This window comes from Paludibaculum fermentans, from assembly GCF_051172195.1.
Classification (GTDB): Bacteria; Acidobacteriota; Terriglobia; order Bryobacterales; family Bryobacteraceae; genus Paludibaculum; species Paludibaculum fermentans_A.
The window spans coordinates 4977178-4989265 of sequence record NZ_JBPJAQ010000001.1; the positions used below are offsets into that span (position 1 = coordinate 4977178).

Annotated in this window: 11 protein-coding genes; 6 read left to right on the plus strand and 5 right to left on the minus strand. The window is 60.3% G+C overall.

Annotated elements, in window-relative coordinates; all coding sequences use genetic code 11:
• Nucleotides 1-17: 17 nt before the first annotated feature.
• Nucleotides 18-1346 carry an amidohydrolase family protein gene (locus ACR9Y2_RS20085; protein WP_435043406.1) on the minus strand — a complete coding sequence of 443 codons (1329 nt, stop codon included), beginning with the start codon at nucleotides 1344-1346 and terminating at the stop codon, nucleotides 18-20.
• Between the two features lie 88 nt (nucleotides 1347-1434).
• Entirely contained in the window at nucleotides 1435-1872 is a 438-nt protein-coding gene (locus ACR9Y2_RS20090; RefSeq protein WP_435043407.1) for a VOC family protein, read from the minus strand.
• A gap of 594 nt (nucleotides 1873-2466) precedes the next feature.
• Here ACR9Y2_RS20090 and ACR9Y2_RS20095 point away from each other — a divergent pair.
• Entirely contained in the window at nucleotides 2467-3618 is a 1152-nt protein-coding gene (locus ACR9Y2_RS20095; RefSeq protein WP_435043408.1) for a hypothetical protein, read from the plus strand.
• Between the two features lie 241 nt (nucleotides 3619-3859).
• On the opposite strand, the gene ACR9Y2_RS20100 is transcribed toward ACR9Y2_RS20095, so the two are convergent.
• Both ACR9Y2_RS20100 and ACR9Y2_RS20105 read right to left on the minus strand, forming a co-directional pair.
• Nucleotides 3860-4147 carry a HigA family addiction module antitoxin gene (locus ACR9Y2_RS20100; RefSeq protein WP_435043410.1) on the minus strand — a complete coding sequence of 96 codons (288 nt, stop codon included), beginning with the start codon at nucleotides 4145-4147 and terminating at the stop codon, nucleotides 3860-3862.
• A gap of 7 nt (nucleotides 4148-4154) precedes the next feature.
• Complete coding sequence (locus tag ACR9Y2_RS20105; RefSeq protein ID WP_435043412.1) at nucleotides 4155-4454, minus strand: type II toxin-antitoxin system RelE/ParE family toxin; 300 nt, start codon at nucleotides 4452-4454, stop codon at nucleotides 4155-4157.
• Between the two features lie 175 nt (nucleotides 4455-4629).
• Here ACR9Y2_RS20105 and ACR9Y2_RS20110 point away from each other — a divergent pair, with 175 nt between their 5' ends.
• The 5 genes from ACR9Y2_RS20110 (at nucleotide 4630) to ACR9Y2_RS20130 (ending at nucleotide 10189) form a co-directional block, all read left to right on the plus strand.
• Nucleotides 4630-4821, plus strand: coding sequence for a hypothetical protein (locus ACR9Y2_RS20110; RefSeq protein WP_435043414.1), 192 nt, complete (start codon nucleotides 4630-4632; stop codon nucleotides 4819-4821).
• Nucleotides 4822-5751: 930 nt separating this feature from the next.
• Entirely contained in the window at nucleotides 5752-6909 is a 1158-nt protein-coding gene (locus ACR9Y2_RS20115) for an RCC1 domain-containing protein (protein ID WP_435043416.1), read from the plus strand.
• Nucleotides 6910-7466: 557 nt separating this feature from the next.
• Entirely contained in the window at nucleotides 7467-7874 is a 408-nt protein-coding gene (locus tag ACR9Y2_RS20120; protein WP_435043418.1) for a hypothetical protein, read from the plus strand.
• A gap of 3 nt (nucleotides 7875-7877) precedes the next feature.
• On the plus strand, nucleotides 7878-9506 hold the full coding sequence (locus tag ACR9Y2_RS20125; RefSeq protein ID WP_435043419.1) for a P-loop ATPase, Sll1717 family: 1629 nt from the start codon (nucleotides 7878-7880) through the stop codon (nucleotides 9504-9506).
• Nucleotides 9507-9709: 203 nt separating this feature from the next.
• Nucleotides 9710-10189, plus strand: coding sequence for a hypothetical protein (locus ACR9Y2_RS20130; RefSeq protein ID WP_435043421.1), 480 nt, complete (start codon nucleotides 9710-9712; stop codon nucleotides 10187-10189).
• 145 nt (nucleotides 10190-10334) lie between these two features.
• On the opposite strand, the gene ACR9Y2_RS20135 is transcribed toward ACR9Y2_RS20130, so the two are convergent.
• The gene (locus tag ACR9Y2_RS20135) at nucleotides 10335-12038 is read right to left on the minus strand and encodes a hypothetical protein (RefSeq protein ID WP_435043422.1); all 1704 of its coding nucleotides are present in this window, start codon (nucleotides 12036-12038) and stop codon (nucleotides 10335-10337) included.
• Nucleotides 12039-12088 lie beyond the last annotated feature (50 nt).

Genomic DNA, 12088 nt, shown 5'->3' on the forward strand with positions numbered 1-12088 from the left:
GACGCCCAGGCCCCGCCTTACCGCGTGTGGCGCAGGTGGTTGGCGACAATCCGGTCGAGAGCGGACCGGTCCACCAGCTTGCCCCGGACAATCACGGCCGCAATCTTCGTTATATTGCGGATATCGACGGTCGGATCCGCGTCCAATAGCACCACATCGCTGCGCTGCCCCACGCCAATCCCACCCTGTACCGCCGCACGTCCAAGAAATATCGCGGGATTGAGCGTGGCCGTCTGCAGCGCTTCCAGCGGCGAGAATCCCGACTTGGTCATCCACTCCAGTTCGTCATGCAGGCAGAAGCCGGGCACCAGTCCGTCACAACCAGCCAAAAATCGGTTGCCGTGGGAACGCAGCTCGCGAATAGCTCGTGGTGTGAAGATACCCGCCTGTCGAAGCTTGTCCAGGGTTTTGGCGTCAAGGTGCGAAAACTTCACATTGTCGCTGGTCAGTTTCAGCAAGGAATCGCTGGCATACTCGGAGTGCGCCAGCGGCGCGCCGGAAAAGACAGCGGGCAAGGTCAGCATGAACGCCAGGGTGGGCGTCTGCCAGACACCTTTGGCGGCCAGCTTGTCGAACAGCTTGGCGCAGCTCGACACGTCAAAGGTCTCCACGGTTGCGCCAGTTCCGCAATCGCCGAATACCCGGTAGTTGGCCAGGTGTTCGATGCTCCGCATCCCGGCATCGGCCGCCTCTTCCACACTCACCGCGCTGGGAACATGCCCCGCAAACGTCAGGCCCACCTTTGGTGCCTCTTCGGCAATCGCGAAAAATACATCGCGCGGCGTATGGTCGTGCACTTTGATGAAATCAACGCCCAGGTTCTTCAACGCCGGCACGGCAATCCGCGCCTCCGCCGCATTCTTCGTGGGCCGGCGGTAAGGGTAACTGGCCGGAGCGTCGTCCAGCATCGGCCCCGCTAAAACAATCTCAGGACCAAGCACCGCGCCGGAACGAATCCGCTCGCGCAGCGGAAAAATGAAGTCCGCATCGGCGCCCATGTCGCGAGTCCCCACCACACCCTTGGCGACGAACAGCTCCACCGCCTCTGCGCCGGTGCCCTGGTGGTGTGCATGCATGTCCCACAGCCCGGGAATCAGAAATTGCCCCCGCCCGTCCACCCGAGTCGCCCCACGCGGGACTTTGAGTCGCCGACCCACCGCGGTGATCCTGTCACCCTGAATCAACACGCCCGTACGCGCGTGGTGCGCCCCGTTCGACACGTCGATCACGGTGACGCCGGTAATCGCGATCACCGCCGCCGATCTCGGCACCGCAGCCTGAGCAGGGGGTGTCTGTGGATTCGCGGCCAGTGCCGCCGCCAGCAGGGCAAAACCGCTGCGCCACACTGCATTCCATCCTGCCGTGAAACAATGCATGAGGAATAAGCTAGCACTTCAGGGCAGAATCATTCGTGCGGCGCTGGCCCAGCCGCCCTCATTTCAGCTCTTGTGCCAGTCCAATCAGAATCCCTTCCGGCCCGCGAATGTAGCAAAGCTTGTAAGAGTCCTGATACCGCACAACCTCGCCAACCAGTTGCGCGCCGCGCCTGCTGAGCCTTTCCAGCGTCTCGTCGATGTCGTCCACGGCGAACATCACGCGCAGGTAGCCGAGAGCATTCACCGGAGCATTGCGGTGATCCGCGATCACAGCCGGAGCCAGAAACCGCGACAACTCCAGCCGGCTGTGGCCATCCGGCGTGCGCATCATCGCAATCTCGACGCGCTGGTTGGCGACCCCCGTAACTCGTCCTGCCCACTCTCCTTCAATCGTGGCCCGCCCTTCGAGTTCCAGGCCAAGCTCCAGAAAGAAATCAATGGTCCCGCCCAGGTCATCGACCACGATTCCAACATTATCCATCCGTTGAACGCCCATGCGTCCAATCTACAAGGCGCTGCCCAGCATGGCAACGAACCCCTTCTCACCATTGAAATACCCGCGCGACACGGAGCCCGGGGAATCGTACCGCATACCGCTCGCTCGGGGCCAGGCGCACCGCAAAACCAAACCGAGCCGCGAGAGTCAACGAGCGGGCAACCCCGAATACTCCCCCACACCAGTCGCACCCCAAACCAAACCAAACGAGCCGCGAGTGTCAACGAGCGGGCAACCCCGAATGCTCCACCAGGCCAATCGCACCCCAAACCAAACCAAACCGAGCCGCGAGTGTCAACGAGCGGGCAACCCCGAATGCTCCCCCACACCAGTCGCACCCCAAACCAAACCAAACCGAGCCGCGAGTGTCAACGAGCGGGCAACCCCGAATACTCCCCCACACCAATCGCACCCCAAACCAAACCAAACCGAGCCGCGAGTGTCAACGAGCGGGCAACCCCGAACCCTCCCCCAGCCCAGTCGCACCGCCAAACCAAACCGCGTTGCGCCCCCCGGCATTCATCCGAAATAGCACGCACAAAGCGAATCGGAGACTTCTAGTGTTATCGTCAAAGCCGGGTTACCATCCCGAAAATGACGTCCGAATTGGCCGCCACGCCCATCCTCGACCTCGAGCAGCCGCCCCCGCCCCTGCCGGGCAAACTCCACCGCTACGTCATCGGCCTCACCGCCGGAGTGCTGGTTCTTTCACTGCTCATCCTGCGGGACATGAATCAGTTGCCTCCCTGGCACTGGCCGCCGGTCAACGGACTGCTGCTCTTCCCCTTCGCCTGGCTGGGCATCGCGGTCCACGAGGCCAGCCACGCCCTGGTGGGCTGGCTCGTAGGCGTCGAGTTCGGCGGCATCTCCGTGGGCGGCTTCGTTCTGATGAAGTCGGGCACGCGCTGGACCTGCCGCTTCGAGCTGAGTCATATCTTCGGCGGCTTCTTCCGTCCGCTCAGCGGCAAGGTCGGCTTCGACCGTTCCCAATGGGCCTGGATGGTCGCCGCCGGACCACTCGCCAGCGTCGCCCTGGCCGTCAGTTCGGGCTGGCTCTGCGCCCAGTACGGCAGTGGCCGCTGGTCCTGGCTGGGCACCCTCTTCTGGATCTCGCTCTTCCTCTCCTCGGTGGCCCTCCTCCCCTCCTCCAGCGGCATCAACCGATCAGATGGAGCCCGCCTCTGGCAGCTCTTCCGGCATCCTCAGCCGGCACGCTCCTGGATCGCGCTCCTGGCCATCCAGACCGAGGACACAGCGGGCATCCTGCCCCGTTCCTGGAGCCGCGCCCTCCTGGAGGAGATGCTGCGCATGCCACCCTCTGACCCCGAGTACGCCTACTGTCACCTTCTGGCTTTCTACCGGCTCATCGACGAACGTGAGGAAACAGCCGCCTTGCAGCACCTCGAGAACGCTCTCTCCACATTGCGCCGTGCCGGGAAACTCTACCGCCAAATGGTCTACATCGAGGCTGCCTGCGCCAGCGCCAGCATTCGAAAGAACCCGGAACAGGCCAGGGAATGGCGGAAGCGCGCAATCGCCCTCATGAAACCCCGCTCCCTCGAAGCAGTCGACGCGGAGATCGCCATCGCCGAAGGCCGCTTCGAAGCCGCGTTGAAGCATCTGGAAGCCGCCCAAGCCCATCTCGACAAATCTGGCCTCGATTCCGGCCTGGCCCGCTTCGCCCGGGAGCAATGGGCCCAGAGCGCCTCCCTCTGCCGCACTGCCCTCACGCGAACCAACTCGTAGTAGTTCCAGACGCACAATCCGCGGCGGCCCTCCGGGTTCTGCGTCATGGGCCAGGAACCGCGCCGCAGGTTCTCAGCGAGGGCCTCCTGGCACCATGCAAGCGTGAAGCCGGCTTGCGGAGCGTAATCCGATTGAACTTCCGTCCCTCACAACCCACACGGAGCGGCACATCCTGGAGCAGCACGGACTGGCCCACGTGGGCCGCATGGCCGCCGGGGGGAGCCGCGAAGTGAGCATCGGATCAGGCGGCGGTGAGCCTTCTCACGTGGAGTCCCTTCCTGCCTTTCTCAGCGTGCCAGAGGTCATACTGGAGCTGCTGGCTGAGCCAACTCTCCGCACTCGTGCCAAAGGCAATGGATAGCCGGACAGCCATTTCCGGGCTGATGCCGGCTCGGCCGTTGAGGATCCCCGAAAGGGTCTTACGGCTCACGCCTAGCGACCGCGCCGTCTCAGTTACGTTCAGTCCCAATGGTTCGAGGCACAGCGTTTTGAGCACCTCGCCAGGGTGTGGAGGATTATGCATCTTCATCGTTGCCTCAGTGGTAGTCCTCATAGTCCACACGCTCAACATCTTTCCCAGCGCAAATGAACGTGACACGCCAGTTGCCGCTCACTTTCACCGCCCACGTGCCTTTTCTCTTGCCGCTCAGTTCGTGAAGGTCCAAGCCGGGCAGGTCCATGTCGCTTGCGGTTGTCGATACATTCAACCGGCCGAGGATCAGTCGAAGCCGGTCAGCGTGCTTGGGCTGAATGCCCGACCTGGATCCGGCGGTAAAGAACCGTTCGAGTCCTTTATGTCGAAATCCTTTGATGGAATCGCTCTGAGTGTAACGCAAGTGGTTACAGGCCGCACACGCCGCCAGATCGCATCTCGAAAGCGCGCTCTCGAACTTGCGTCGTGCTGCGAGGCCCTACCGCCAAATGGTCTACATCGAGGCAGCCTGCACAATCGCGAGCATTCGAGGGAACCCCAAACAGGCCCGAGAATGGAGGCAGCGGGCAACCGCCCTCATGAAGCCCCGCTCGCGAGAAGCAGTCGATGCGGAGATCGCCATCGCCGAAGGCCGCTTCGAGGACGCCCTGCAGCACCTGCAAGCCGCCCAAACCCACCTCGACAAATATGGACTCGACTCCGGCCTGGCCCGCTTCGCCCGGGAGCAGTGGGCCCAGAGCGTCTCCCTCTGCCGCGCGGCCCTCCGGTGAACCAACCCTGCGAAGCCGCATGCCCCCAATCCGCCGCAGACTTCTCATCAGACCCCCCGGACCAGTCCCAGAGCGGGCAACCCAACGACCCCCGACCGTAAGGGAGGGGTCCGTCCCGCCACTGCGAACCACGACTGGGAAGGAGTCCCCATGGCCCTGCGGGCCGCCAAACGAGAGGAAGCCGCTACGAACCACGACCGTAAGGGAGTGGTCCCCACCGCGCTACGAACCGAGCACGGCAGAAAGCCGGCCCCCGCACCATCGCGTCTTCAACGGAGTCCCCCATGCCCCTCCGGGCCGCCAAAGCGAAGGAAGCCGCTACGAACCACGACCGTAAGGGAGTGGTCCCCACCGCGCTGCGAACCGCGGACGGCAGTAAGCGGCCACCCGGCAAAGTCGGTCTTCAACGGAGCGGGCAACCCAACGAACCTCGACCGGAAGTCAGTCCCGCATGCCACTCCGGGCCGCCAAAACAGACCAAGCCGCGCACCCACCACCAGTCCCGGAGCGTAAGCGATGGGCTAAGCCGTGCAAGCCCCAGTCCCCGAGCGTAAGCACCGGGCTAAGCCGTGCAAACCCCAGTCCCGGAGCGTAAGCGACGGGCTAAGCGCGATCCACCCTACCCCCTCCGCCGCAAACTCCACCGCAGCGCCCCGGCGAGCCACTCCTAGCCCCCTGCAACCGCGAAGCCAGCGCGTAGGAGCAATCCGGGGCATCTTCAAGAAGGTTGGCTGCCCATCCGGGAACCACCCACCCACCTGAGCGGCTCATCCGCTTCCCATCAAATCGCCCCCAAAACTCCCGAGCGCCGCCAATGCCCGCCGGATGCCAACTCCTCATCGCCGCGAATTCTTACCTCCGAGGACCGCCGCCCGTTCGCCAGGAGCATCCCACCCCAGCGAGAGGAAACGCCCGTGCGAGACTCAATGGATGCGCCTAGCCCGAATCCTCCCGTTCGCCTGCGCCCTCCCCCTGCTCGCCGCGCCCGACTGGCAGGACTCAGTGCACATCGCCAGTTCCAGCACCCACACCCTCGTCATCGCGCCGGACGGAACCGTCGCGTGCCAGGGCAGCAACCGCTACCGCGTATGCGGCGCCGATCCGGGCACCGAGTTCGTCGAGAAGCTCGCCCGGGTGCCCGGCCTGCCCAAGGGGCGGGCGGTCGCAGTGCCGGACGCATGGATCAGTATGGTGCTGGGCGAGGACGGCCGGGTCTACGTCTGGGGCCGCAATGATTTCGGCCTCTTGGGTGGGACCGATCGCGGACCCACCTATGAGCAGCCAAAGCCCACCCCCATCCCGGCGCTGCAGGGTGTCGTCGGAATCGCCGCTTTCGTCCACGGCGGAGCGGCCTTGCTCCAGGACGGCACAGTGTGGATGTGGGGGGAGGACCGCGAAGGGCTGCTCGCCACGGGGACCCTCACCCTGTCGGGCCAGTCTGGAAAGCCGCACTACACGCCGCGGCGGGTGGAGGGTCTCGACGGGGTCGTGCAGATCGTGGGCGGCTACAAACACATGCTCGCGCTGAAATCCGATGGGACCGTTTGGACTTGGGGTGCCAACAAGTACGGCGAATTGGGACTCGGAGACCAACAGGCGCGGGCCAGGCCGGCCAGGATTCAGCCGCTGACGGGCATCACCCGGATCTATGCCTCCGGGAGCACCGCAGGAGCGCGGCAGGCGAACGGCGCGTGGCTGGTGTGGGGCCCGTCGCCGGCGCCCACGATTGTCGAGGATCGAGGGCCGTTGGTGCTGAACCCTGCACCCTTACCCGGTCTGCTGCGCGAGGCCACCGACCTGGCGGACGGCGCCGCGGCCTTCCGTGACGGTACGGTGCGCACCTGGGGCGGCAACTCGTTCGGGTCGCTAGGGACGGGAGGCGGCGTAGACGCATACTCATCGCGAGGCGTGCTCGTCCGGACACTGTCGTCAGTCGTGCGCGTGTGGACGGGCGGCAGCCGGGGCTTCGCCCTCAAATCGGACGGCACCCTCTACATGTGGGGCCCCTCGGGCTCAGAGAGCGCCGGTATTTACAGGGTGCCCAAGGTGATCGCGACGTTTCCGATGGCCCCGTCGCCCAAGCAGTGAAAACTGCGGTCGCTGATTCAGCCTGTCGGTAGGTGATGGATGAGGAGGAGGGACGGAACGCCCGGAGTCCGTCGTGAATCGTCGGCTACCCGGAGCCAGTCCGTTTTGACGTGGAGCGGCCATCTCGGACACGGGCCGCGTCCGAACATTTCCTGGACCACCACACGAAAGGCAGGGCCTACTTCTTCGCGCACACCCGAGCGTCGACCCGGAGCATTTGCACTGCCCTCGCCTGTGCCTCCGTCCGCTCGATCTGCTGTCCCAGCAATCCTCCATACTTAGCACGGGAGTGCCGCTCGGCGCGGTCGGACGCACTCCTCGGGACATTTCTTCTACACGGCTGCCATCTTCCCTTCGGCTCGCAGTTCCATTCGAACGGAGGGTGCCCGCTTGTGGCAGTACTTTCGAAGCCCTCGACGGCACGTTGCTGAATTGCGATCCTGGTCACCCAGACCGAGGACGCAGCGGGAATCCAGCCTCGTTCCTGGAGCCCGGAACTCGTTGCGGAGGTACTGCGCAGGCCGCCTGCTGACCCCGAGTACGCATACTGCCAGCTTTTGGCCTTCAACCGCTTCAATGACGAAGGTGAGGAGACCGCCGCCTGGCAGCATTTCGAAAACGCGCCCTCGGGCCTGCGCCGTGCGGCGATGCTCTATCGGCAAATGGTCTACATCGAGGCTGCCTGCGCCAGCGCCAGCATTCGCAAGAACCCGGAACGGGCCAGGCAATGGAGGCAGCGGGCAACCGCCCTCATGAAACCCCGTGCCCTTGAAGCAGTCAATGCGGAGATCGCCATCACCAAAGGCCGCTTCGAAGCTGCTCTGAAGCATCTTGAGGCCTTTGAAGCCCACCTCGACAAATGCGATGTCGATTCCGGACAATTCCCCACCTCCTCCGTCGTTGCCCATTGCCATGAATTCCCTGATAGAATCTCCTCAGTTTTCGCTACACGGGGTGAAGCTTAGGGTATGAACAGCAAATTCCGCTTTCGCCAACATGACAATATCGGTGTGGCAGATGCCGAGCAAGACCAGGACTTCCTCAGGAAATGCTTCGTCGATAACGGGGAAGTCGCCATTCTCTCAAATCCGCGGGACCCTCGGCGCATCGCGCTTGGCCGCACGGGGGCTGGAAAGACAGCTCTTTTGTTGCACTTTTCCGAGAATACATCGAGAGTGATTGAGATCAAGCCCGAGAGTCTGGCCCTTGCTTATATTTCGAACTCGACGATTCTCCAGTTTGTCAATCAACTTGGGGTTAACCTTAACATCTTTTTCAAGCTCCTTTGGCGCCACGTGTTTACGGTGGAAATTTTAAAAGCGCACTTCCATCTTGAAAGCGAACGGGCAACCCTTAACCTGATAGACCGGCTCACGTCACTGTTTAGTGGAAAAAATCAACGACATGCTCAGGCTCTCAATTATTTACAGAAATGGGGTAGTACCTTCTGGGAGGAGACAGACTATCGAATTAAAGAGCTTACGACGAAGCTCGAGTCTGACCTGAAGGCATCCATTGGTGGATCCAGCATTCCGTTGCCGATCTCCGTAAGCGCGGGTGGCTCATTGTCTGAGGAGCAGAAGAGGGAAGTTGTCCATCGCGCACAGCATGTGGTAAACGATGTGCAGATCAGGCAGTTGTCCGACATGATTGAACTCATTGATGAGGTTCTGGACGACTGTGAACGTCCGTATTTCGTTGTGATCGACCGGCTCGACGAGGACTGGGTGGAGGACAAGCTTCGAATACTGTTGATACGTGCGCTAATCGAAACCATCAGAGAATTCGGGAAGGTACGACACGCAAAAATTATCATCGCACTCCGCTACGACTTACTCGACAGGGTAATTCGCCTAACTCGCGATGCAGGGTTCCAAGAGGAGAAGTACGAATCTCTGTATCTGAATCTCGAGTGGACAAGCAGTAGCCTCACAGCCTTGCTTGACGCCAGGATTGACAAATTGGTAAGAAGTAGATATACGACAGCTACTGTAACCCATAGAGATTTGCTGCCTACACACATAAACAAGTGCTCGAGTATCGATTACATTGTCCAGCGGACGCTGATGAGGCCGCGGGACATCATTTTATTCTTTAATCTTTGCATCGCGCAGGCGAAAGACACACCGAAGATAACGGTACAAATGGTCCGTCAAGCAGAAGGCGAGTATTCGCGTCTTCGGCTGCGCTCGCTTGCCGACGAGTGGCAATCAACGTTTGCGACATTGCTGTCCTTTGCAGCAATACTAAAAAACAGTCCACCGCAGTTTCCCCTGGAGTATCTGACCGATGAGAAATGTATTGAACTCTGCCTGAGGATGGCCGAGGAAGAACTTGGGAGCGTCGACGAGCTTTCCAGCGCGGCGCGCAGGTATATCGACGGATCCATTTCCTGCGCGGAATTCCGCCAGTGCCTTGCGGCGGTGCTTTATCGAGTAGGACTCGTCGGTCTGAAGCTTGAGCACTACGAGGCGCCCTCATGGTCGATTACGAGTCGTAGGAGTGTATCCATTTCTGAGATTCGGCCGAATACGCGGATCGCAGTGCACCCTTGCTTCTGGAGGGCGCTAGGCATCCAAGAAGCGGTACGCTTATAATGTCAGTTGGGCATGTGGGCTCCCAGTATGTTCCTGAGTGCGTCGTGAACCTCACCTTGTCTACCGCCAACCGGATTGATCCTGCGAAGCCAGGGTAGGTCCGTTTGAGACTCGCTTGCGCCTTGTCCGCGCGAACGGCTTCGACAAACCGTGTCCACTCCCTCGCCCGCAGGTGGATTCGAAGTGCGCGAGAATTTAACCGAATGGATAAGCGCGACTTCTTCCGCAACAGCGACTTGCTCGATTATATGGTCCTCCGGCCACTAGCCCATATTCGTAGCGGTTGGGAGCTGGTTTGGGAGCCAGAGTCTAACGCTTATGAGGAAGAAGAGGATAGTTTTGCTGGCCTGCTTAACGGGCTTATCTCTCAATTAGCCACCGTTCAGTCACCCCCGCGATACCACGACAGTGAGGATCGCCTCGCGGAGTACGTACAGAGGAACCTCAATTGGGGAATTCGTAAGGAGGGAAGGAGATGGGTTGGAGCGGACTATGATGTCATATTGCAACAAGGCAGTTTTGGTGACGCTGATCAGTCCGAGCTATTGCTTGCATCGGCAGGTCGAATTCAAGCCGCAATAACTAAAGGGCAACTGCACTTCGACGACATGGAAGAGTCACATCAGCGTATGCTTGGGGCCGTGCTGTCTATCATCCTTTGGCAGCGGGATGCCTGGAAGTGATCATTGAGAAGCGCCGATCCTCAAACACGCAGCAGAATTCCCAAGGAAGGATGTGGCACGGCCAACTCACTAAGCGCTGCTTGCTGACCCTACCAATGGCAGCGACGGGTGGCCATAGTTTCGAATACATCTGGTTCAAGACGAGTCATGGCAGATCGGATCGAGCCCTACTCAGATGCGCGAGTTCTTCGTCGGGAAACAGTCGGACTATAGTCTGCTTCATGAGGGATTCGAAAGTGGTTAGAATCGGACCTCGCTTCGGTTTCTGTCTCACGAGTAGCGGAATGCGGGCGGCGAAAAGCATCGCCGCTGGATTCGACCGAAGAGTCGAGAGGTATGACTCGATCAAATCACTCAGCAGAAAGTCATCCAGGTGCCCCTGCATTGCCTCCAATTCCGAAATATGAAGGAGTGCAAGTGGAGTTACAATCGGCCGCTTTATGCGGACCATATCCCGCAATCTGTCTGCCATGTAGTGATTTAGGCAAACGGTACGAAGTGCCGTATCGAGGTGGACCAGAACTGGGATGATCTTGTCGACATCCCGTCTGGCGATTACTAGCGAATTCCGATCTCTAATTGTATCTCCTGCGGCAAATCGGTGAAGAAAATGTGCGAGCTGAGATACACCCTTCAATCCGGATCTGTCGCCAACGACAAATTTTCTTTCAAGCTCGTCCCGAAGAAGGTCGGGGTTGTCGGCATATCGAACACCTGCAGTGAGCGTGCTAGCCTTGGCTTCGATTACAATAAGCGTCCTTCCTTCGAGAACACAACAGTCCGCTGCTTGTAGTCCATCCTCGAATCTAGGGTCGACCATGACTTGACGCGCGTTCGTCCTTACCTGTTCCAGCACGAGAGCGACGTACGATTCGAACAGCTCTCCCCAATACCCTGGCATCAGTTTGCGTTCTTTGCCTTCTGAACGGCCAAAGGCGGTCCAGAAGAGGCTCCGGCCGGCCTTGTCCATCAGGAACGGCAGGTCGAGAACGACGTACTCGCGACTCCGCACCCGCATCAGGGGACGAACCCGGAAGTCAGTCAAATCCCAAGGGTGCGAGGCAGTGTTTCTGAAGTGCTCCGCTGCCTCGTGTGCATCCCAACTTACCGAGTCCCAAAACAGGTGCATGTTAGTCGGATTGAGGGCGGTGCGACTGAAGTTCTGGGCCGCAAGAGCTGGGGTGATGCAGCAGGTTGGATCTGAGGAGTCCACCAACATGACCTTGGCAGCGGACGCCAGAACAAGATCCCTATACTCATCCAACCGGAATCCAAGCAGTCGCTCAATTGCAGCGGGCAACCCGCGGAGTGCCGCATACGCAGCTGTTGGGGCGAGTACCGTTAACATATAGTGGGTTCGCGACACGTCACGGTCGAATTCTTCGAGTGACATGTACTCGGTCAATGGAAGGAGATTCGCCGCAAATTCAAGGTTGGTCTTGAGGTGTCTCGGTTGTTGGTATGCCCCAAGGTCATTCCCAATCAGGGCGGCGAGGCCGATTGCAAGGTAAGATGCGGGGGTGTTCACTGGAGCACCGTCATGCTGACAAAGTCGAAACGACTGCCGCATGAGCCACAAAACAGATGCTCGTGAAAACAGGAACTCCTCGCCCGTAGCTGATCTGTGAAACTGCAGACTTGGTGCGAAGTACCTGCGAATGGAGAGATCGCGGTCGTTGCCGCTCACGGCGCGCCAGGACTGTGTCGTGGTGAGAATCCAAGACAGCGTTAGCACCACATCGGATACTCGGTATGGTTTCAAGCATGTTGCGAGATCCTCGTAGGTCGGCCACCGACCGTAGACCGATGAATAGGTGATTAGTCGGCCGAAGCCATCATTATCTGGCATAGATACTCATGGCAGAGAATGCGAGATACTGGACAACTCGATCAAGGGCG